The sequence below is a fragment of the Thalassococcus profundi genome, assembly GCF_003344785.1.
Classification (GTDB): Bacteria; Pseudomonadota; Alphaproteobacteria; order Rhodobacterales; family Rhodobacteraceae; genus Puniceibacterium; species Puniceibacterium profundi.
This window is the reverse complement of sequence record NZ_QPMK01000009.1, coordinates 40,661-63,049: the sequence shown is the minus strand read 5'-3', so window position 1 is coordinate 63,049 and position 22,389 is coordinate 40,661. Positions and strand designations below refer to the sequence as shown.

Annotated in this window: 17 protein-coding genes and 1 tRNA gene; 8 read left to right on the top strand and 10 right to left on the bottom strand. The window is 67.3% G+C overall.

All coding sequences use genetic code 11. The annotated features are described in order from the left end of the window. Positions 1–222: 222 nt before the first annotated feature. Positions 223–1,416: a class I SAM-dependent methyltransferase gene (locus DU478_RS12830; RefSeq protein ID WP_114511366.1), complete on the top strand. Its 1,194-nt coding sequence runs from the start codon at positions 223–225 to the stop codon at positions 1,414–1,416. Between the two features lie 4 nt (positions 1,417–1,420). Next, entirely contained in the window at positions 1,421–2,089 is a 669-nt protein-coding gene (locus DU478_RS12825; protein ID WP_114511365.1) for an SOS response-associated peptidase, read from the top strand. Between the two features lie 9 nt (positions 2,090–2,098). Here DU478_RS12825 and DU478_RS12820 read toward each other — a convergent pair whose 3' ends face one another. From DU478_RS12820 to DU478_RS12785, 8 genes are all read right to left on the bottom strand, one after another. Further along, complete coding sequence (locus tag DU478_RS12820; RefSeq protein ID WP_114511364.1) at positions 2,099–2,527, bottom strand: cupredoxin domain-containing protein; 429 nt, start codon at positions 2,525–2,527, stop codon at positions 2,099–2,101. 114 nt (positions 2,528–2,641) lie between these two features. Then, complete coding sequence (locus DU478_RS12815; protein WP_114511363.1) at positions 2,642–2,947, bottom strand: hypothetical protein; 306 nt, start codon at positions 2,945–2,947, stop codon at positions 2,642–2,644. Next, positions 2,931–3,974, bottom strand: a complete 1,044-nt coding sequence (locus DU478_RS12810; protein WP_114511362.1) for a hypothetical protein — start codon at positions 3,972–3,974, stop codon at positions 2,931–2,933. Before DU478_RS12810 ends, DU478_RS12815 begins: the two co-directional genes overlap by 17 nt. Next, positions 3,974–4,378, bottom strand: a complete 405-nt coding sequence (locus DU478_RS12805) for a DUF4383 domain-containing protein (RefSeq protein WP_114511361.1) — start codon at positions 4,376–4,378, stop codon at positions 3,974–3,976. The genes DU478_RS12810 and DU478_RS12805 overlap by 1 nt, the downstream gene beginning before the upstream one ends. Further along, positions 4,375–5,862 carry an FAD-binding protein gene (locus tag DU478_RS12800; protein ID WP_114511360.1) on the bottom strand — a complete coding sequence of 496 codons (1,488 nt, stop codon included), beginning with the start codon at positions 5,860–5,862 and terminating at the stop codon, positions 4,375–4,377. The genes DU478_RS12805 and DU478_RS12800 overlap by 4 nt, the downstream gene beginning before the upstream one ends. A gap of 309 nt (positions 5,863–6,171) precedes the next feature. Further along, positions 6,172–7,236 carry a hybrid-cluster NAD(P)-dependent oxidoreductase gene (locus tag DU478_RS12795; protein WP_233501231.1) on the bottom strand — a complete coding sequence of 355 codons (1,065 nt, stop codon included), beginning with the start codon at positions 7,234–7,236 and terminating at the stop codon, positions 6,172–6,174. Between the two features lie 13 nt (positions 7,237–7,249). Next, complete coding sequence (locus DU478_RS12790; RefSeq protein WP_114511358.1) at positions 7,250–8,485, bottom strand: aromatic ring-hydroxylating oxygenase subunit alpha; 1,236 nt, start codon at positions 8,483–8,485, stop codon at positions 7,250–7,252. A gap of 135 nt (positions 8,486–8,620) precedes the next feature. Next, positions 8,621–10,678 (bottom strand): NADH:flavin oxidoreductase, encoded by a 2,058-nt coding sequence (locus tag DU478_RS12785; protein WP_114511357.1) that lies wholly within the window; start codon positions 10,676–10,678, stop codon positions 8,621–8,623. 156 nt (positions 10,679–10,834) lie between these two features. Here DU478_RS12785 and DU478_RS12780 point away from each other — a divergent pair, with 156 nt between their 5' ends. Continuing rightward, the gene (locus tag DU478_RS12780; protein WP_114511356.1) at positions 10,835–11,722 is read left to right on the top strand and encodes a LysR substrate-binding domain-containing protein; all 888 of its coding nucleotides are present in this window, start codon (positions 10,835–10,837) and stop codon (positions 11,720–11,722) included. 72 nt (positions 11,723–11,794) lie between these two features. Here the strand turns inward: DU478_RS12780 and DU478_RS12775 are convergent, their stop codons facing one another. Then, the gene (locus tag DU478_RS12775; protein ID WP_199488338.1) at positions 11,795–14,788 is read right to left on the bottom strand and encodes a cytochrome P460 family protein; all 2,994 of its coding nucleotides are present in this window, start codon (positions 14,786–14,788) and stop codon (positions 11,795–11,797) included. A 174-nt stretch (positions 14,789–14,962) separates the two neighbouring features. Here DU478_RS12775 and DU478_RS12770 point away from each other — a divergent pair. From DU478_RS12770 to DU478_RS12735, 5 genes are all read left to right on the top strand, one after another. After that, positions 14,963–15,036: transfer RNA gene (locus DU478_RS12770), tRNA-Gly, on the top strand. Positions 15,037–15,178: 142 nt separating this feature from the next. Then, complete coding sequence (locus DU478_RS12765) at positions 15,179–15,478, top strand: hypothetical protein (protein ID WP_114511354.1); 300 nt, start codon at positions 15,179–15,181, stop codon at positions 15,476–15,478. A 139-nt stretch (positions 15,479–15,617) separates the two neighbouring features. Then, positions 15,618–17,417 carry an ABC transporter transmembrane domain-containing protein gene (locus DU478_RS12760; protein ID WP_114511353.1) on the top strand — a complete coding sequence of 600 codons (1,800 nt, stop codon included), beginning with the start codon at positions 15,618–15,620 and terminating at the stop codon, positions 17,415–17,417. Between the two features lie 178 nt (positions 17,418–17,595). Next, positions 17,596–19,740 (top strand): CAP domain-containing protein, encoded by a 2,145-nt coding sequence (locus DU478_RS22900; protein ID WP_158545775.1) that lies wholly within the window; start codon positions 17,596–17,598, stop codon positions 19,738–19,740. Positions 19,741–19,894: 154 nt separating this feature from the next. Further along, on the top strand, positions 19,895–21,793 hold the full coding sequence (locus tag DU478_RS12735) for an acyl-CoA synthetase (protein WP_114511352.1): 1,899 nt from the start codon (positions 19,895–19,897) through the stop codon (positions 21,791–21,793). A 221-nt stretch (positions 21,794–22,014) separates the two neighbouring features. Here the strand turns inward: DU478_RS12735 and DU478_RS12730 are convergent, their stop codons facing one another. Continuing rightward, a complete protein-coding gene (locus DU478_RS12730; protein WP_114511457.1) occupies positions 22,015–22,308 on the bottom strand; it encodes an ArsR/SmtB family transcription factor in 294 nt (97 codons plus the stop codon). Positions 22,309–22,389: the final 81 nt, after the last annotated feature.

Genomic DNA, 22,389 nt, shown 5'->3' with positions numbered 1-22,389 from the left:
CCGGGCAGCTTTGCATGGTTGTGACCAAATCGCCGGGCCCTGGGGTGGCCCGGCGATGCGCGGCGGCGGCCTTGGGCCGCCTTTGTTCCGCGAAAAGCGGCACACTCATCGAACTGTGAGATTTCCGGCAGACCCACACGCGGTCTGCATCGCCGCACCGTATCTCCCCGCCCTTGGCAACCTCCATCACCCATGACACTCTGCGCTAAAATCGGGGGCGGCATGGTCACGGTTCAGGAACAATACGAAGTCTACCCGTACCCCGAGCGTGACCCGGCGGACGAACGCACCCGGCTCATCACCGGCTCGCCCTCGCATCCGCTCGAAATCGACCATTTCCTGTTCGCAGGCAAACGCGACTGGTCACAGCCGCTGCGGGCGCTGGTGGCGGGCGGTGGCACTGGCGACGGGCTGATCCAGCTGGCGCAGGTGCTTGCCAGCGCCGGGAAGCCCTACGCGATCACCTATCTCGATATGTCCAAGGCCGCCCGCGCCGTGGCCGAAGCGCGGGCAGAGGCGCGCGGCCTCACCGGCATCACTTTCGTCACGGGTTCGCTGCTGGATGCGGCCGAGCATGGCCCCTTCGACTATATCGACTGCTGCGGCGTGCTGCATCACTTGCCGGAGCCCGAGGCGGGCTTCGGCGCCCTGCGCGCCGCCCTGGCGCCGGGCGGCGGCATGGGTTTCATGGTCTACGCGCCTTATGGTCGCTCGGGGGTCTACCCGCTGCAAGAAGCCTTCGGCACGCTGCTGGACGGTCTGCCGCCCGAAGAGCGGCTTGCACGCGCGAAGGAGATCGTCGCGGCCTTGCCCGAAGGCCATCCCTTCGCTGCCAACACCAACCTGCGCGACCACCGCGACAGCGATGCCGGGTTCTACGACCTGCTGCTGCATGCGCAGGACCGCGCCTATGACGTCGAAAGCCTGCTGGCGACGCTGGATGCGACCGGCTGGCAGTTGGTGTCCTTTTCCATGCCCGCGCTCTACGACTTGGGCCGGATCACCGACAGGCCCGAGGGTATGCCAGACCGCGCGGCCATGGCCGCTGCGGAAAAGCTGCGCGGCACCATCAAGACTCACGTCGCCTATGCCGCCCCGGCCGGCGAAGACCGCAAGCCTGCCACGATGCGTGACCGCAGCCTGGTCCCGCACCTGCGCGGCGCGGCGCCCGACGCGGTGGCGCGGGCCGTGGGGCAGGGCAAACCCCTGCCTGTGTCGCTGGGCGGGGCCAAAACGCAGTTGGACCTGCCGAAAAACGCCGCCCGCGCGCTGGCCGCGGTCAACGGTCGCCGCTCCCTGCGCGAGATCGAGGCGGCCTCTAGCCTCGATCCCATCGCCTTCGGCGCGGCCTGGGGGCGGGTGGATGCGGAACTGCCGGCTTGCGGGCTGATGCTCTACTCAAGCCTGGGGCGCTAGGGCCATGTGCGGACGTTTTGCCGTGACCCTGCCCAGCGACGCCATGGCGCAGCTTTTCGACGCGGTGCCGGGCAACGACCTGCCGCAGGTGCCCAATTACAACGTCTGCCCGACCAACGACGTGCATGCGGTCTGGCACGACGGTAGCGCTCGCCGGCTCGGCGCGATGCGTTGGGGGTTCCTGCCGCATTGGTACAAGGCGCCGAACGACGGACCGCTGCTGATCAACGCGCGGGCCGAGACCATCGCCGATAAACCCGCCTTCCGCGCCGCCGCCCGCGACCGGCGCTGCCTCATCCCGGCCAACGGCTTTTACGAATGGACCAAGGACGCGGACGGCAAGCGGCTGCCGTGGTACATCCATCCGGCGGACGGCGAGGCGCTGGCCTTTGCCGGCGTCTGGCAGGACTGGGAACGGGACGGCACCGCGTACCGCACCTGTGCCATCGTCACCACCGGTGCCAACGACGCGATGTCGCGGATCCATCACAGGATGCCGGTGGTGCTGTCGTCCCAAGACTGGCCGCTTTGGCTGGGCGAGGCGGGGCATGGCGCCGCGCGGCTGATGACCGCCGCCCCCGAGGATGCGCTGGCCTTCTATCGTGTCGACCCAAAGGTCAACTCCAACAAGGCCAGCGGCCCCACGCTGGTAGAGCCGCTGAACCCTGCATAAGCTGCAAGATCAGTTGTCGTAGGCCTCGTCGGCCAGCATCAGCGGCTTGCCGTCGCTGCCAAGGTCAACCGGCGGCGGGTTGAGGTAGTCGATCTGGCCGATCGCCTCGACTACTTCGCCGGTCGTGCCGAGCAGTCCGCCCAGGTCGAGTGCATCGGGCAGCAGGTTGTTGTAGGTTGCCTTCATCCCGTCCACGACCTCGAGCGTGTAATCCTGGCCGGGCAGCAGCAGGCCGGTGCTCCAGCTGCCGTCCGAGGCGGTGGCGGACATGGGAAGTTCACCCTGGTTGTAGAAGCGGACCGTGTCGCCCACCGAGGGATGGACCAAATCGGGGAAATAGCCGGTGTCGAGCAGCATCACGTAATGCTCCTCGGCGTGCAGAGGGGCCGCGAGGGCCACGGCGGCCAGCACGGAGAAAAGCCCGGTTTTACGCAGCATGATATGCTCCTTGAAGATCTCGAACGCCCCACCCGAGTCTGTCTAAAGGATGGTTAAAACCAAAATGGGGCAAAAATTTGGCGCAACCTAGGTTCGGGCCCTGCGCCGAGTCCGTCAGGACGGCGGCGCACCGGGAAGGGGCAGGCATCCCGGCAGGCCCGCGGGCAGCACCAGCAACGCGCCCGCACGGTAGAGCGCAAGCCCCAGCCCCTCCCTGTCGGCGCGCACCGCGACCCAGGCGGGGCCACCGCCCACCACCGCTGCGTCCTCAGGCAGCCGCGACACGAAATCGCCGCGCGGCAGCACCGCGATGGCGCCCGGGGCGGCGTCGCTCAGCACCATCACCAGTGCCAGCGTCGCCAGCCATCCGGCCGCGACACCCAGCAGCGCGAGGCTCCAGCGCCTAATAGTCGTGAACATGTTCGAGCGTCATCTGCCGCCCTTCCATCGCGCGCAGGTCGTCCGCGAGCCGCGTCACCTTCGTCAGGAACAGGTGCCGCGTGTCGCCATAGCCCTGCCGGTCGAAGCTGAACAGCGCGCCGTCGGCTTGCGGAAAAACCGACACGGCGGTGTAGAGGACATCGTCGTTGCCCGCGATCTCTACGAAATCCGCGCCCTCCGCAGCCATCCGTTCCAGAAGCCGTGTCAGCGCCCGGTAACGCGGGGTTTCGATCACCAGCCCCGCATCCTCCTCGCGGATCACCTGAACGTCGGGCAGGGCCGCAAGCGCCTCTGCCTCCAACCCGGTCACTACCATCTGCAGCCGCAGGGCATCTGCCCCGACACTCTCGACCGCTTGTGCGATCAGTCCCGCATAGGCGGATTTGAACCGGTACTCCAACCCCACGGCCAGCGACCGTTCGCGGTCTCGCAGGGCATCGGTGGCGTTCTCGGAAAGCGCCACCGCGGCGCCGTCGAAATCCCACTTGTACCAGGGCACCTGCTGCAGGAACTGCGCGTATTCCGCGGCCTGCTGCGCCGTCAGCCGGTCGAGCGGCGCCGGTTCCGGTCCGCGCAGGGAGGCAAAGAGACGGCCCAGCGTTTCCTCGTAAGCGGCCTTGGCCAGCAATTCGGCGGTGAAGCTCACGCCGATGGTATAGACCAGCTGCTTGGCGCCGGTGTCCATGCCGCCGTGCTCTGCCGCCGCCGTGGTCAGCGCGCAGAGCGACGACCAGTAGCCGGTGATCGCGGGCAAGAAGGCGTAGTCGTGCGGATCGCCGTCGCCGATGACCCGGGCGTAGTCGTCATAGGCATGCACGATGTGCCATTCGGGGTAGGTCAGCAGGGTGCGCGCCTCGGCCCGGTGCTGTTCGGGCGGCAGGATCGCAGCGTAATCCTCGGAATCGGTCGGGGCGGTGCAGGCCAGGTCGTTATAGGCGACCGGCGCCAGCAGCAGCGCCAAGCCCAGCACCAGCACGAGCAGCAGGCGCCCCAGCCAGCGCAGCATCAGCGGCGGTCCAGTTTCAGCCCGGCCCAGAGCGCGAAGCCCCCGAGCGCAAGGTGCGGCAGGTTGGCGAAGAGCCGGGGCAGGGTCCAGGACATCCCCGCGGAAGGGTTGGTGAAGATGCCGAAGTCCAAAAAGCCGTAGCCGGTGAAGAAGCCGAACACCCCGTCGCCAAGGTAGAGCGCGCCGAAAAGCACAAGGAAGATCTTCGCCGCGCGGTGACTGACGAGCGCCGCTGCCAGCGCCCAGAGCGCCGAGGCGACGTGCAGCGCGTCGTCGAAGAGGTCGAGCGCGAAGATGCCGAAGGCCAGCCCCTCGTCATCGGTCAGACCGGGGATGTAGTTGATCGACGCCGCCCCCAGCAGCGCGACCGTGTAGCCGAGGCAGATCTTTTGCAGAAGGGTCATAGCGGCTCCAGGTAGGTGTCCCACAGGGCGTTGCGGAAGGTGAGGTCCGGGTCGAGCACGCGCTTGGCCTCGGCGAATTCTATCGCGCGCGGATAGGCGCGGGCGAACTGGGTGACCGTCGCGTGCGGCCGGTAGGGCAGGTAGTAGGTGCCGCCGATATCGGTGATGGCTTCGATCAGCTCCCGCGTCATGCGGGCCATGTCGGCCTCGGCGCGGGCGGTCATCTCCTGGCTGAAGGACATGACGGCGGCGATACGCGGCACAGGCGCATAGGCCAGCACGCTGTCGGGATCGGTGTCGATGTAGCGCAGCGTGACGTTCAGGAATTCCTGGTAGGAGGCCGGGATGATCCGCCGGCACACCTCGAGGAAGTCCGGGAACCGCTCTGGACTGACGAAATATTCGTGAAGGATGTCGGTGCGGTCGGGGTCGCGGTCGTCCAGCGTCACCACCGGTTCGTTGATGAGGCTGTTGCGCGTGAACGGGCCCTTGCCGATCAGCGAGCCGACCTCGGTCTCGGTCCACCAACGCAGGCGTTTCAACCGCTCGTTGCCCAGCTGCGCGCGGTAGAGGTAGGAGGCGAGATGCGACACCGTGCCGGAGCCGCTGGCGGGTGGGATGTCGGTCTGATCCTCGGAGGGGCGCATGGTGATCATCAGCGCCTCTTCGAAGAAATCCGCGCGCCCGACGTTGAGCCGCCCGTAGGCCATGGTGACCTCCGGATCGTCTATGGCGGCGACGAAGCGGGTGCCGAACTCCTCGGCCGGAAAGGTCTCGTAAGCAGGGTCGAGATTGCGGTTGCGGGCCACCTCCACTTCCATCCGCGTGATCGCGCCGGTCAAGCCGTAGCCGCCCATCGTCATGCCGAAGAGCTCGGCGTTTTCGTCCCGCGAACAGGTGACGAGGTCGCCCGAGGGCAGGATCATCTCGAAGCTGCGGACCGTGGCGCCCATCGGACCCATCTTGACCGGCCAGCCGTGGGCATTGACGCAGAAGGTCGCGGCGACGCCGAAATCGTTGTTGGATTGCATGACCTTGGGGCCGAACCCCTGCGGATCGAGCGCCGCGATCACCTGTGCCCAGCGCGCGCCGGCGCTCACCTGCATCGTCTCTGCGGCGCTGTCCAATTCGACGAAACCGTTGTCGACGGTGATCGCATGGCCGTTCCGGGGGATCGACTGCCCGCCCATGGAATGCCGCGCCGCCGACAGCGCCACGGGGCGGCCCGCGGTGCGCGCTTCGGCAATCTCAACCCGCAGGGCGGCGATCAGGGCGTCGTCGGGATCGTCCGTGCGGGTGATGTGGCGGAAGATCGGTGTCTGGCTGAGCCCCGAGGCGTCGTTCAGCGTGCGCCCGGTGCCGGTGGGCTTGAGGCTGCGCGTCCCGGCGAGCGTCGGGTTCGCGGCGGAATAGCGGTGCGTGAGGTAGCCGCCGATCAGGGCGCCGGTGCCCAGCAGAGCGGCACGTCGGGTAAAGGTCTTCATGCTCTGGAACTGCGCTTGTTCTTGTTGGCGGCAGTCTGGCGAGGTTGGATGGCCGGCGCAAGACGGGGCGTGGTGGGGTATTCCTGACCGAGGGGTGCGCCGGGCTTTTTCCGGGCACGGACTCAAGGCCGCTTGCGGCCGCCGTGCGGGCATCATGCCCAAGGCATGCCTTTGGCGTGGTGGGCGGCGCTTTGGCCGGTCTTGGTGCAAAGCTGAGGCGGCGTGCGGGTGTGGCGGGCATAAAGTGCCAAGCACGACCGGCGGGATGGGCCACCCCGCGGGTCGGCGCTGGCACGGGAAACCTCGCCCCTAGACCGCCACCTCGACCTTGCCCACGGGCTTGGAGCAGCAGGCGAGGATGTAGCCCTCGGCGATGTCGTCCTCGGTGATGCCGCCGTTGTGGACCATGTGCACCTCTCCGGCGGTTTTCCGCACCTTGCAGGTGCCGCAGACGCCGAAATTGCAGCCCGACGGAATGTTGAGCCCCGAGGACTTGGCGATCGCCAGCACCGTGTCGGTCTCCAGGCAGGTGGCCGAGACGCCGGAATTGGCAAAGACGATCTCGGCCTTGGCCTCGTCGCCCGGTACGTAATCCTCGAGCTCCGGCACCTCGTCGATGGTGGTGGCGGCGGCGTGGAAATTCTCCTGGTGGTAGTTCTCCATGTCGTAGCCGAGCGAGATCAGCATCTCGCGCACCGAATCCATGAAGCTCTCCGGCCCGCAGCAATAGACCTCGCGTTCGAGGTAGTCGGGCGCCATCAGGCCCAGCATCAGCTGGTTGAAGCGGCCGCGATAGCCGGTCCAGGCGTCGAACGGGTCCTCGTCCTTGACCACGAAGGCCAGCTTCAGCCCAGGCGAGCGGCTGGCCATGTATTCCAACCGCCGCCGGAAGATCAGCTCGGACGGACGCCGCGCCACCGAGATGAAGGTGATGTCCGGCATCTCGCCACGTTCCCAGAGGAAGTTGGTCATCGAATGCAACGGCGTCACCCCGGACCCGGCGCCGATGAAGAGGTACTTGCCATCGGGCTGCGGCGGCAGGTGAAACACGCCCGCCGGCCCGTGCGCAGTGATGCGCGTGCCGATGGTCAGGTGGTCCAGCATCCAGCGCACGCCGATGCTGCCCTCCTGCACCTTGACGGTAATCGACACGTAGGCGGTCGAGGTGGGCGAGGACGAGATGGTGAAGGTCCGGCTGACCGGGTTGCCCGGCACCGGCAGGTCGAGGGTCAGGAACTGGCCCGCGCGAAAGTGGAACCGTGCGCCCGACGGGGGGCGGAAGCTGAAGGTCATCACCCCCGGCGCCTCGGGAATCACCGAGACGCATTCCAGCACCTCGGTGTCCTTCCAGACCGGAGCGTCGTCGCGCGGCATCGGGATCATCGGCTTACTCCGCCGCCATCATCCGGCGGCCGGTCAGGCGGCGCTGCATGGTGCGCGCGTACCAGTCGACGAACTGGATCACGCCCGATTCCTGCACGCGGCTGTAGGGGCCGGGTTCGTAGGCGGGCGAATTGACGCCCTTCTGGTTTTCCTCGACCACGGCGCGGTCCTCGGCATTGGTGTTCTCCCAGACCTCGGTCAGGCGCTGCAGGTCGTAATCCTGCCCCTCGACCGCGTCTTTGTGCACCAGCCAGGTGGTCGTCACCTCGGTCTGGGTGTCGCTGATCGGCAGCATCCGGAAGATCATGTTCTGGTCAGACAGGAAGTGGTTCCACGAGTTCGGGTAGTGGAAGAAAAGCAGCGACCCGGCGTTGTCGAAGGGCACGTCGCCGACGCGTTTCGACACCGCCGGTTTGCCGTCCATCGTGTAGGAACAGGCGTTGCCCAGGAACGGGATGCGGATGAAACGCCACTGCTCGTCATGGGCGATGGTGAATTTCGACGGCAGCCCGGCATCCTCGCAGCGGGCGATATGCGCCTCAAGCTGCGGAGCGCCCTTGCCGTCGGCGCCGCCAAAGAGGTTGGGGTCTTCCGGGAAGGTGCGGCAGAGCGACGGATGCGAGCCCGCGCAGTGATAGCATTCGCGGTTGTTCTCCATCACCAGCTTCCAGTTGCCCTGTTCGACGATGGTGGACTGGTGCGCGACCTTGCAGTCGTTGAGCTTGTGTGGCGCCAGGTACTTTTCGGCCACCGCGCGGAAGGGCGCGAAATCCGGCGCTTCCTCGGCGAGGCAGATGAAGACCATGCCCGCGACTTCCTCGCAATGCACGGATTTCAGGGGGAAATCCGCGGGCTTGAAGTCCGGCCCCATCTCGCGCGCGAACAAGAGCGTGCCGTCCAGTTCATAGGTCCACTGGTGGTAGGGGCAGACCAGCTTGGGCGCGGTGCCGCGGGCGGCGGAGCAGATGCGGCTGCCGCGGTGACGGCAGGAGTTGTGGAAGGCGCGGATCTTGCCGTCGCCACCGCGCACGATGATCACGCCATAGGCGCCGATCTGCAGCGTGACGTAGCTGCCGGTCTTGGGCATCTCGACCGCGGCGCCCGCCACCAGCCACTCCCTGTACCAGATCTTGGCCAGGTCGATCTGGTAGAGATCGGGATCGGTATAGAACGGCTGATCCAGCGAGAAGTCGGGCTGGCGGGCCATCAGCATGGAAAGGACGTCGGCGTCACGGATCATGGGAAGTGTCCTTGTTGAGTCCCCCTCGGGGACGTGTCGGGGCCAGATGTACGGCGCGCCGCGCCGGCGCTCTGGCGAAAATGCGGCGGGTGTCGCGATCTTTCCGACATCGGACGGATCACGCCCCGCCGCGGTTCAGATATCCTTCATCAGCCGCAGCGCGTCATAGACCGCGGCATGGGTGTTGCGGGCGCTGACCGCGTCGCCGATGCGGTAAAGCGCAAAGCTGCCGTCGTGCTGTCCTGCGGGCTGCGGGCGGGCGGCGACCATGGCGTCCTGGTCCACCGCGCCGCGGTTGGTGCTGAGCGGCTTGAGGTCGAAATACAGCTCGTCCAGCGGGATCGTGCCATGGTTGACGACGATCTGGTCGAAGTCGCGCTCTTCGCGGTGCTTCGAATAGTCGGTGCCGATCACCGCCGTCAGCATGTTGCCGTTGCGGCGCACGTCCATGAGCCGGTAGGTCACGGTGAACTTGACGTCCTTGTCCTGCAGTCTGCGCATGTAGGGCACGAGGTTCATCGCCATCACGTCGGGCGCAAAGCTGCGGTCGGGGGTCATGACCTCGACATGCGCGCCGGTTTTGGCAATCTTCTCGGCGGCTTGCAGGGCAGGGTGATCGCCCGCGTCGTCGTAGACCAGCACCCGGGTTCCCGGCTTCACATCGCCCGAGATGATGTCCCAGCTCGACACCACGAGGTCGTTGCCGGTCTCCAGCACCTCGGTATGCGGCATGCCGCCGGTGGCGACGATCACCACGTCGGGGTTCAGCGCGGTGACGTCGTCGGCCTCGGCATAGGTGTTGAAGTGGAAGGCCACGTCGCGCGCCGCGCATTGCGCCATGCGCCAGTCGATGATGCCGATCATCTCGCGCCGCCGCTCGGACTGGGCGGTCAGGCGGATCTGGCCGCCGGGGTTGGGGGCGGCTTCGAACACCGTCACGTCGTGGCCACGCTCTGCGGCGACGCGCGCCGCTTCGAGCCCGGCGGGGCCGGTGCCGATAATGACAACCTTCTTTTTCACATCCGCGGGCGCGATCTCGTGCGGCATGGTCAATTCGCGGCCCGTCGCGGCATTGTGGGTGCAAAGCGCGTCGCCCGCCTGGTAGATCCGGTCGAGGCAGTAGTTGGCGCCGACGCAGGGGCGGATGTCGTCCTCGCGGCCCTCCATGATCTTCTTGACCACCATCGGATCCGCCATGTGCGCGCGGGTCATGCCGACCATGTCGAGCTGACCCGAGGCGATTGCGTGACGGGCGGTGGCCACGTCCGGGATGCGCGCGGCGTGGAAGGTGGGCAGGCCGACCTCGGCCCGGACACGGCCCGCAAAGTCGAGATGCGGCGCGGATGTCATGCCCTGCACCGGGATCACGTTCGTGAGCGCCGCATCGGTGTGTATCTGGCCGCGCACGACGTTCAGGAAATCGACGCCCGCCGCCTTGAACATCTGGCCGATGCGCAGGCCCTCCTCGGGGCCGATGCCGCCGGCGGCGGTCTCGTCGGCGGTGTAGCGCATCCCCAGCAGGAATCCGTCGCCCACCCGCTTGCGGCAGGCGCGATAGACCTCGAGCGCAAAGCGCGCCCGGTTCTCCAGGCTGCCGCCCCAGGGCGCGTCGAGCGCGTTGGTCAGCGGCGACATGAATTGGTCCATCAGATGGCCGTAGCATTCGAATTCGACCCCATCGAGGCCGGCGGCCTGCATCCGCTCTGCCGCATCGGCATAGTCGGTGATGATGCGGTCGATCTCCCAGTCCTCGATGATCTTGGGAAAGGCCCGGTGCGCCGGTTCGCGTTCGGGACCGGCGGCGACGATGGGCAGCCAGTCGCCCTTGTTCCAATGCGTCCGGCGGCCCAGATGGGTGAGCTGGATCATCACCGCACAGCCGTGTTCGTGGCAGTCATCGGTCAGCGCCTTCATCCACGGCACCACCTCGTCGCGGTACGCGAGGATGTTGTTGAACACGGGCGGAGAGTTGCGTGACACCGCCGCCGACCCCGCGGTCATGGTCAAGGCCACGCCGGCCCGGGCACGGGTGGCGTGGTAAAGCCGGTAACGGTCCTTGGGCATACCGTCCTCGGGATAGGCCGGTTCATGGCTGGTGGTCATGATCCGGTTCTTCAGCGTCAGGTGCTTGAGCTGGTAGGGCTGCAGCAGCGGATCGCGGGAGGGGACGGCGGCAAGGGCTGGCTGGGACATGAGTGGCTCCGCGTGAGGTGTTTCGCCCTCTCTGCGGTTTCGGGGCCGAGTCGCACAATGTCGAAAAAATTCATGGAGGCTTAGGCAGGCTAATGCCTCCGTGCCGGGGCCTGTGCTATAGGCATGGGGTTCGGGATCCATGGCGAAGGATAACTAATGGGGCGACGGCCATACGACCTGCCTTCCCTGAGCGCGCTCACCGCCTTCGAGGCGGCGGCGCGGCACGTCAGTTTCAAGCGTGCGGCGGTCGAGCTGAACGTGACTCCCGCCGCCGTCAGCCACCAGATCAAGGCGCTGGAGGCCGAGCTGGACCGCGTGCTCTTTCAGCGCAACCCGCGCGGGGTGGACCTGACCGAGGCGGGCGCGGTGCTGCTGGTCGCGCTGCAGCGCGGATTCGAGCAGATGTCGGACGGCATCGCGCAGATCCGCCTGCAACCGGACGCGGAGGCGGTGAGCATTCAGGTCACCACCGCGGTATCGTCGCTCTGGCTGACGCCGCGGCTGTCGCAATTCTGGAAAAGCCACGGCAACATCCCCGTGTCGCAGAACGTCACCGACACGCCGGGCGCGTCGATCCGCACGGATCTCACCATCGTCTACGGTGACATCGTCGACGACGCGGCAGACCGGCGGCTGCTGTTCAAGGACCGGATCTCGGCCATGGCGAGCCCTGACTTTGCCGACAGCGCAGGGATCACCGGCCTGCCGGACCTCGCGCGGCAGCCGCTCATCCATCTCAGCGCCGAGAACCGGACCTGGACCGGCTGGAACGGCTGGGCGGCGGCGCTGGGCTATGACGGTCATCTGGGCGGCGGCCTGCGGGTGAACAACTACTTCACCGCCCTGCAGGCCGCCTGCGACGGCATGGGCGTGGTGCTGGGATGGGAGATGATGACCCGCAGCATGATCGACAGCGGCAAGCTGGTGCGGGTGCTGCCGGACGTGGTGGATGCGCCGCTGGACTATTATATCGAGGCCCGCCGCGGCGCCCCCGCCCGGGCGCTGCAACTGCGCGACTGGCTGGTGGCCTCGGCGCGGGACTGACCGGGGCGGCGTGGTGGGTTGGAAACCCACCCTAAGCGATCTTCCGCCCGGCCTGGCGGGCCAGGACCGACGTCAGTCCACCGTCGCGCTGGCCGCCACCGTGCGCAGTTTCCAGCCCTCGATCAGCGTACCCCCGGTCTTGAGCCGCGAGGCGAGGTAGTAGAGCCGCTGCGTCGCCGGGCCGTTCGGGGCCGTCTCGAACCGCTGCTTGAGGTAGTAGGGCGGGATCGCCTGCGAATAGAGCGTTGCCGTCACCGTGACCCCGGATGGATCGGTGCCGTCTGGCAGGGCGATCTGGTAGCGCGTCACGTCCGAACCGGGCCGGAAATCCGGGTCGGTCGCGGCGCCGCCCTCGGGCAGGGTCGCCTTCATGAAGGCCGCCGTCACGGCGCTGTCGCCGAACTTCGCGGCAAAATCCGGCGTGCCGGGTGTGAGCGTGCCGTGCGGGGTCAGGCGGTTGTCCTTGGGGTGGAAATCGCGGTGCACGAAGCTCGAGGTGAAGACGCGCTCGGCATTCTGGCTCAGCTCCTCGTAAATCTGCACCTGCGTCTGGTCGGTGATCACCTCGTGATGCGGCTGGTAGAGCGCCTCTGTCGCGCCCTCGGGCACATGATCGAGAAATTCGGTCAGTAGCGGCTGCCCGTCCGGCCCGACGATGACGCCGGCGTCGTTGGAACAGCCCGAACACCAGAGCAGGCTGCCGTCCGCCGCCTCGGCCCGGACCTCCAGGAACGCCCGGCGGAAGCCCACGCCCGAGGGCAGGCGGTGGCCGGTCTTGTTGGTCAGCGACACCTCGGCGGTGACCTGCGCGCCTGTCCGAGACACCGTCAATGCGATCTCGGCGGTCTCGTTGCGGGCTTGCAATTCCATCGTGTCGAGCGACAGCTGTGCGCCGTTGGTGGCCGAGGTCATCGGGTCGGTGCGGCTCATCCCCATCTCGGTCGGGAACTGGCGGATCATCTCGATCATGAAGGCGTTCAGCCCGACGAAATTGTGCCGCTTGTAGCCTTCCCGGAACGGCACCGTCACGTCCTCGGTGGGCAGCAGGTTCTCCACCTCCGGCAGGGTCGCGTCCTGGATCGAGGCGATCTGCGTGGTCAGGCTGTCGAGCTTGATCTTGCCGTCCACGCTCTCGAAATTACCCTTCATGTGGCAATCCTGGCAGGACTGCGCGGTGCCGTCCTCGTTGTAGATCGAATTGACCCATTCCAGATAGGTCGCCTGTTCCACCGAATGCTGGAAGTCGAGCAATCCTTCGGGGAAGGTCACGCCGTATTCCGCGTTGAGGAAGGCGGCGCCGTTGCGGGCCGCATCGTTGAACACCTTTTGCTCGGCCTCCGTATACGGCTCGAGCGGTCTGTCCGTGGGCGCGTCGACATTGGGCAGGTTGATCGTGTGGCAGGCACCGCAGAGCTGGCTGTCGGTGATGTAGTCCGACTGTACCGGCGTGATGCCCATGGCGTTCTGCATCGGCTTCACTGCCACGTCCGCGAACGGCCCCTGCAGCTCGTCCGCCGGGTTCAGACGAAAGACGCCGGTCGTGCCGTTCATCAGGTAGGTGTCGAGCGTGTTGTACTCGGGCTGACCCTCGGCCCTTTCCGGCGGGGCGATGTGGTGGCAGACGGCGCAGGAGATGCCCTCACGCGCGAGGTTGCCGTATTCGTGGTAGTCGTATGTGCCGTCGGCGATCTGCTTGTCCAGTTCGTCCAGCGTCAGCGGGTCGTGCAGCAGGGTGTAGGACAGCTTGAAGTCGTTGGGGTCGAGCCCCTTCTCCGGTGCGGCATGAGCGTCGATCTGCAACTGCCGCTGGCCCATGGCGCCGTGGCACGAGAGGCACGTGGTGCCGAGGTTCGACGACAGCTCGGGCGTGCCGGCCTGTTCCAGCAGGGCGAACTCCGATTCGAGCTGGGCGAAGAAGATCGGGTCGCGCCCGGCCAGCCCCATTGGCGACCAGCGCCATTCGCCGTATTCCGAGATGTTGTAGCCGTCGCCGTAGTCGGGTCCGTCCTGCAGGAACATCGTGGTGCCGTAGGGCGGGCCGCCAAGCCCGCCGTGACAGCCCAGGCAGTTGTCCGAGGTCAGGAAATGCTGGGTGTCGTTCGGGCGCGCGGCGACATGGTCGAGCCACTGGCTGGGCAGGCGCTGCACCAGATCGGCTGACACGTCGATGCCTCCGGTCGGCGGAAACATCTCGGTGAAGACCGGGTTCACCGGCTCCGGGCTGGCCTTGGCCTTCAGGTCCGAATCCGCCAGCGGGTTGGCGTCGTGGAAGTAATCCTCGATCAGCTGCGCCTCGGTCTCGCCCATGGCGGGGCGCTGCCAGGGCGGCAGGTTGAAAGGGCCGGTGGGAAACTCCGACAGGTTTCGCCAGCTTTCGTCGACGCGAAAGATCAGCGGCTCGCCCGGGTAACCCTCGACGTTCGACAGCGCCGAAAAGATCAGCTCTTCGGCCGCGGAGGCATGGCACCGCATGCAGGTGCCCGCCGCGACCTGGCCCGTGGGCGGCGTGTACGGCGGCTCGAAACTGTCGAGCGTGGCGCCCTGGTTCACCGAGGCGAAGAACCAGCCGCCGTGGCTGAGGCTGCTGTCCTTGACCATCACGGTCCAGTTCAGGTTGTCGTCCTTGCGCAGGTAGGCCAACATCTCTTCCTCGACCTTTTCGGGGTCGTCGGGGTTCAGATGCTCCAGCATGGCGCGGTATTCGTTGTACCGGGCCGAAGGCGGCGTCACCATTTCCTTGACCACCATGGCGCCGTCGGGGATGGCGCCGGTGCGCCCGGCCTCGAGCCAGGCGAGCACTTCGGGCGAGTAGTAGATCCGCACTGCCGGATGTACGCCGTAGGAGGTGCTCAGGACGAAGGGCCCGGTGTCGCGCCAGCTCTTGTCGCGGGTCCAGTCCAGGTCGGCGAATTCACGGTCGGCGATGAACGGGTAGAGCGCGCGTTCGTAATCCAGCAGGGGCAGGGCAGAGGGCAGGGGCAGCCCGCCCGCACCGGTGGGGGTCTGCGCGGCAAGGGGCGCGGCGAGGACCAGGGACAGGGTGGCGGCAAGACCATGGCGCAGCATCGGAAATCTCCTCAATCAATGCCGTCAGCATGCGGGAGAAGGAGGTGCGGCACAACTTTAAATTGTCCCGAACCCGTGCCGAAGGCGAGTGGAAACAAACTGTTCAGACCTGGCGGATCGCCGGTGTCGAAGGCTTGACCTTCAAATTCCGATGGCCTACTTCTCGGCCACGACGCGGGCGTTGTGTAATGGTAAGACCTCAGCCTTCCAAGCTGATGATACGGGTTCGATTCCCGTCGCCCGCTCCATTCCTTCTTCTTTTACTGGATCCGTGACGCGCCTCCGCGGCGTACCGGGCGATCGTGCCGTGTCCTCCGAACAGGGGAGAGACAGCGCCGCCGCGACCGGCAATAAGCTTGGTGCAAGTCAATGGTTCAGAAAGACAATTCCATGAATATGAACTCTTTTGCGGCGTGCGCCCTGGCGCTCGGTCTGCTCAATTCTTTGTCCGGTTGCGGCACGGCGGCGGGTGCGGCGGGGACGGCCATCGCCAGTTCGGCGGCCAGCGGCGCCATGGCCAGCGGCAGCAACCGCGCGCGGTTCATGCGCCAGGATTGCGACCAGCTCGCAGCGGAGATCGCCAGCGCCAAACGGGCGATGATCAACCCGGTGGCGATCCCCTCGACCCGGGCCTACATCCGCGACGCCCGTGCAGTGGCCGACGAAAAAGGCTGCCCGCCGGACGCCTGAGCGAAGCCGTCCGGCGGCGCTCGAGGCGCACCGCCGGACGCCGTGGCGGCGGTGACGCCGCCCGGCCCGCGGCGACAGGGTGCTTGACCCCTGCCACCGGCGTGTTCAAAACACCCGGACACAGTCAGCAGGAGGGCGCATGGCCCGAGAGACCGCCCCGGCCAAAAGCCAGGAAGACCGCGAAAAATCGAAACGTCTGGGATCGCTGGCGGCGCTGGCGCCGTTCCTGACGCCCTACAAGACGCTTCTGACCGCGGCCCTGGTGGCGCTTGTCGCCACCGCCTGCATCTCTTTGATCCTGCCACTTGCAGTGCGCCGCGTGGTCGACACGTTCGAGGACGGCTCGGGCGTGCTGCTGAACCAGTATTTCGCCGCCGCCTTCGGCATCGCGGCGCTGCTCGCCATCGGCACGGCGCTACGCTACGCGCTGGTGACGCGGCTTGGCGAACGGGTGGTGGCCGACATCCGCATGGCGGTCTTCGACCGGGTCATCGGCCTGTCGCCCGTCTTCTACGAAAAGATCATGACCGGCGAAGTGCTGAGCCGCATCACCACCGACACCACGCTGATCCTGTCGGTGATCGGCTCGTCGATCTCCATCGCCCTGCGCAACGCGCTGATCTTCGTGGGCGGGCTGGTGCTGATGCTCTTCACCTCGTGGAAGCTGACGCTCATGGTGCTCCTGATCGTGCCCGCGGTGATCGTGCCGATCCTGACGCTGGGCCGCCGCCTGCGGGTGCTGAGCCGCGAGAACCAGGACTGGATCGCGGCCTCTTCGGGCAACGCCTCGGAATCGCTGGGGGCGGTGCAGACCGTTCAGGCGTTCACCCACGAGGCGATTTCGCGCAGCGCCTTTGCCGATGTCACCGAGAAAAGCTTTGACGCCGCGCGCCGCCGCATCTGGACCCGCGCGCTGATGACGGCCATCGTGATCATGCTGGTCTTTGCGGGTATCGTCGGCGTGCTCTGGATCGGCGCCTGGGACGTGCGCGCGGGCGACATGTCGCCGGGGTCGCTGGTGCAGTTCGTGATCTACGCGGTGATGGTCGCGGGATCGGTCGCGGCCCTCTCGGAGGTGATCGGCGAGTTGCAGCGCGCCGCCGGCGCCACCGAACGGCTGGTGGAGCTTCTGCACACCGACGATCTGGTGCGCGACCCGGAAACGCCGCAACCGCCGCCCAGCCCGGTCCGCGGCGCCATCGCCTTCGACGATGTGAGCTTCGCCTATCCCTCGCGCCCCGATACGGCGGCGCTGGACCACGTGAGCCTGAGCGTGGCTCCCGGCGAAACCGTGGCGCTGGTCGGTCCCTCGGGCGCGGGCAAGACCACGATCATCCAGCTGATCCAGCGTTTCTACGATCCCGACGAAGGCCAGATCACGCTCGACGGCGTGCCGCTGAACGGCATGGCGCGCAACGATTTCCGCCGCCACATCGCGCTGGTGCCGCAGGACCCGGTAATCTTTGCCGCCAGCGCCCGCGAGAACATCCGCTTCGGCCGGCCCGACGCCACCGATGCCGAGATCGAGGCGGCGGCGCAGGCGGCGGCGGCGCATGACTTCATCGAACGGCTGCCCGAAGGCTACGACAGCTGGCTGGGCGAACGCGGCGTGATGCTGTCGGGCGGGCAGAAACAGCGCATCGCGATCGCCCGCGCGATCCTGCGCGACGCGCCGGTGCTGCTTCTGGACGAGGCCACCAGCGCGCTCGATGCCGAAAGCGAACGGCTGGTGCAGACTGCTGTGGACCGCTTGGCCGAGACCCGCACGACGATCATCGTGGCGCACCGCCTGGCGACCGTGAAGAAGGCCGACCGCATCGTGGTCATGGATCAGGGCCGCATCGTCGCCACCGGCGCGCATGATGCGCTGGTGGCCGAAGGCGGGCTCTACGCGCGTCTTGCGCGGCTGCAATTCACCGACGGCATGGCGGCCGAGTGACGCAGGCGGGCCGGGCGGCAGGCGCGTCGTAACCGCACGCAGGCCGCCATGCCCGCGCCCCGGCGCAGACCACATTCCCGCCAGAAAGGATCACGCTTCCGCCCGGTTCGGTCCTTACTGGCGCCGTATCGCCTGCGCAGGCTAAGCTTTGTCCTGGGTCTGCAAGAGGTATGCGGTTTTGTCATTTTCAATTCGAGAGCAGCTTGCGGTCGAGTTGCTGAACCGGGCGCGGCTGGATCCCGCCGGGGAAGCCGCGCGCCTGGGGATCACCGATCGCGCCGAGGTGGCCGCGCTGTCGCTGCCCGACGGCCCGTTCCAGCCGCTTGCTCCGATTGCGGAACTGCGGGCCTCGGGCATCGCGCATTCACAGTGGATGCTCGACACGGACACCTTCAGCCACACCGGCGCGGGCGGCAGCAGCGCGGGTGACCGCATGGCCGAAGCCGGGTACGAATTTCGCGGCAGCTGGTCCTGGGGCGAAAACATTGCTTATCGCGGCTCCACCGGGGCGCTGAACCTCGACGAGGCGGTGTATTTCCTGCACGGCGCCCTGTTTCGCAGCGACGGCCATCGCGCCAACATCCTCAACGACACCTTCCGCGAGATCGGCGTGGGCTTCGTCGTGGGGGACTTCCGCGGCTACAACACGGCGATGGAGACACAGAATTTCGCCACCACCGCCGGGCGCAGTTTCCTGACCGGCGTGGCCTTCGAGGATGCAAATGGCGACGGGGTCTACTCGATCGGAGAGGGGCTGTCGGGGGTGCGCTTTGCCATCGGCGGCCAGTCCCAGACCAGCGCCGCGGCGGGAGGCTATGCGACGCGACTCGACGTGTCTGGACGCCAGGTGGCGACGGTCACCACCGCCGCATCCGTGATGCGGGTAGAGCTCGACCTCACCGGCGGCAACGTCAAGCTGGACGTGGTGGGTGAACGGCTGCTCTCCGCCTCGGCCGACATGTCGCTGTTGGGGACGGCGCCGCTCGACGGGCGATTGCTGGGCATCGGCGATCTGGCGCTGACCGGCAACGGCGCCGCCAACCGCCTGACGGGGAACGCCGGGGACAACCGGCTCGAGGGCGGCGCGGGCGACGATACGATTCTGGGTGGCGATGGCCAGGACAGCGCATATATCGACGCGGGCCTGTCCGGCATCACCGTGGAGGAAACCGCGGACGGCGTGTTCATCACCTCGTCCCAGGGGCGGGATTTCTATCAATCGGTGGAACGTTTCGTCTTCAACGACGCCGCGCTGTCGCGCGACGAGCTTGCCGCTGCGGCGGCCCAGGCGGCCCCGCCGCCCGAGCCTGTCTTCGTGCCGCCGGAGCCAGCACCTGCACCCGAGCCCGGGCCGACGCCCGAGCCAACGCCACCGGAACCGGAACCCGCACCCGAGCCGACGCCACCGGAGCCCGCGCCGGAACCGGCCCCGCAAGACAACCCGTCCGACCAGCAGGGGCAGGGCGACGAGGCGGACGGCCCGCCCCTCGCCACCGATCCGGTGCCGGTCCCGCTCGATACGCCGGGGCTGCAGCTGGGCACCGGCGGGCCGGACGGTCTGCGCGGCACCGACGGCGACGACGTGCTGGTCGGTCTGGACGGCGACGACAGGCTGCCGGGCGGCGTCGGCAACGACACGATCTACGGCGGCAGCGGCGACGACCGGCTGGGCGGCGGCGATGGCAACGATCTGATGGTCGGTGGCGCCGGCAATGATCGTGGCGGCGCGGGGTTCGGCGACGACACCATCGACGCCGGCGACGGCGACGACATCTTTTCCGGCGGCGCGGGGCACGACCACCTGACGGGCGGCGACGGCAATGACCGACTGGCAGGCAGCTGGGGCGTCGACACCATCTACGCGGGCGCCGGCAACGACAAGATCGGCGGCGGCCACGGTTGGGACGTCATCGACGCCGGAGACGGGAACGACACCGTCGGCGCGGGCGAGCACGATGACACCGTTCACGGCGGGTCCGGTCATGACCGCCTGGGCGGCGGCAGCGGCAACGATCTGCTCTTCGGCGGCACCGGCGACGACTCGCTCAACGGCGGACCCGGCGACGACACGCTCGAAGGCGGGGCGGGGGCCGATACCTTCGTGTTCAACGCGCTTTCGTCCGATGGCAACGATGTCATCCGCGACTTCGTCCATGGCGAGGACGTGCTGCGCCTGATCGGCCGCCCGGCGGTCGATCACATCGACAAGGTGACCATGATCCAGATGGCCCAGGGCACGCTGATCGACTTTGCCGATCACCGAATCCTGGTCGAAGGCGCGCAGATGGCCGATTTCGGCGCCGACGACTTCCTCTTCGGCTGACGGCGGGCGGCCCCTGGCCGTCCGCGCGCATCCGACGTTGCGTCAGAGCCGATGTGCCGCCGCGTCCACCGGCCTTGCGCCGGGCGCGTTTCCTTTCCACAGTGCCCGGGGAATGCCCGGACGACGCGGGCAGGGAGATCTGGGAGGACCCGCGATGACCTATGCGTCCATCGACGACCGCAATCGCATCGAAAACGAAATGCCCTGGGCCGAACGCGACCTGCCGCGCACGCTCTACGGCCTGCTGAGCCGCACCGCCGCAGCCTTTCCGGACCGTCCAGCGGTCAGCTACCAGCTGCTTTCTGGGCCCAAGGACAAGGCCGAGACGCTGAGCTGGGGCGCGCTGCGCGACAAGGTGGCCCAGGCCGCCAACCTCTTCCGCAGCCTCGGCATCGGCGAAACCGACGTGGTGGCCTACGTGCTGCCCAATGCCAACGAGACCATCCATACGCTGCTGGGCGGGGCGGTCGCGGGCATCGTCAACCCGATCAACCCGCTGCTGGAGCCCGAGCAGATCGGCGCCATCCTGCGCGAGACCGGGGCCAAGGTCGTGGTGACGCTGAAACCCTTCCCCAAGACCGACCTCGCGCAGAAGGTCTCCGAGGCTTGCCGCCATGCGCCCAATGTCCAGACCGTGCTCGAGGTCGATCTCAACCGCTATCTCACGCCGCCGAAATCCTGGATCGTGCCGCTGATCCGGCCCAAGGTCGCGGGTCAGCGCCACACCGACCTCAAGGATTTCAACAAGGAACTGGCGAAGCAGCCCAAGACCCTGCAATTCGAGGACAGCGGCACCGACCGCGTCGCCGCCTATTTCCACACCGGCGGCACCACAGGCATGCCCAAGGTGGCGCAGCACACCTACGACGGCATGATCTACAACGGCTGGCTCGGGCATGAACTTCTGTTCTCGGAACAGGACAGCATCATGTGCCCGCTGCCGCTGTTCCACGTCTTTGCCTGCCACGTTATTCTGATGGCGGCCATCGCCTCGGGCGCGCATGTGGTGTTTCCGACCCCGCAGGGCTACCGCGGCGAGGGCGTGTTCGACAATTTCTGGAAGCTCTGCGAGCGCTGGAAGACGACCTTCGTCATTACCGTGCCGACCGCCATCTCGGCGATGATGCAGCGCCCGGTCGATGCCGACATCTCGGCGGTCAAGACCGCTTTTTCCGGCTCCGCCCCGCTGCCGCTCGAGCTTTTCAAGCGGTTCGAGAAGGCCTGCGGCGTCACCATCTGCGAAGGCTACGGCCTGACCGAGGCCACCTGCCTCGTGTCGGTGAACCCGGTCGACGGCATGAAAAAGGTGGGCTCCATCGGCGTGCCGTTCCCGTACACGGACGTAAAGATCGTCAAGAAATCCGGCAACGGCCCCGAGGAATGCGGTATCGATGAAATCGGCGAGATCTGCGTCAGCAACCCCGGGGTCTACGCGGGCCACACCTATACGGAGGCCGACAAGAACGTCGACCTCTACTACTGGGACACGCATCTGCGCACCGGCGATCTGGGTCGCAAGGACAGCGACGGTTACCTCTGGATCACCGGGCGGGCCAAGGACCTCATCATCCGCGGCGGCCACAACATCGACCCCGCCGAGATCGAGGAAGCGCTGCAGGCACATCCGGCGGTGGCCTTCGCCGGCGCCATCGGCCAGCCCGACGCGCATTCGGGCGAGCTGCCCTGCGCCTTCGTCGAACTGGTGGACGGGGCCACGGTGACCGAAGAGGAATTGCTGGAGCACTGCCGCATCCATGTCCACGAACGCGCGGCACAGCCCAAGCACATGACCATCCTGACCGAGCTGCCCAAAACGGCGGTCGGCAAGGTCTTCAAGCCCGACCTGCGCAAGCACGCGATCACGCGGGTTTACAACGGCGCGCTGGAAAAGGCCGGCGTCGAGGCGCGCGTGGTTTCGGTGATCGACGACAAGAAACGCGGCCTGGTGGCGCAGCTGCAGGCCAACGGCGCCTCCGAGGCGCAGGTCTCGGATGTGCTGGGCGCCTTCACGCGGCCCTGGGAATGGGCCGAGGCGGCCAAAACCGCCGCCTGAGGCGCTTCGTTCCGTCGCGGCCGTGCGCAACGGCCGCGACACGTCCCGTCCACCAAGACGTTGTGGCCCCCATGCGCCGCGCTCCACCTACTCGGACCCCGTGCCCCTCGGAGCGTACGAGAAGCCCGGCTGCCCTCGCGCAACGCCCCTCGTTCTCCGGTTCCAAAAACCTCAGAGAGCAGGAGAGACGGCGTCTCTCGTATGGCGCAGCAATTTCGGCGTTAACGCGTCGCCTTGGCGCCGCAGAAGATGTCGTAAAGCAGCCCGATCACCCGCTGCGTCTGCGCGTCGGCGAGGCTGTAGTAGATCGTCTTGCCGTGGCGGCGGGGCCGGACCAGCCCTTCCTCGCGCAGGCGGGCGAGCATCTGGCTCACCGCGGCCTGGCGCATGTTCAGAAGCTCCTCGAGCTCGCCCACCGACTTTTCCCCGTCGCCGAGGTGGCACAGGATCATCAGCCGCCCCTCGTGCGCCAGCGTCTTGAGGTAGGCGGCGGCTGTGGCGGCGTTCTCTGCCATCTCCTCCCGGCTCCGGGCATCGGAGGTCGGGGCGATGGGGGTCTGGTCGGTCACGGCCCTGGTCCTTCTGGGGGTCGTTGC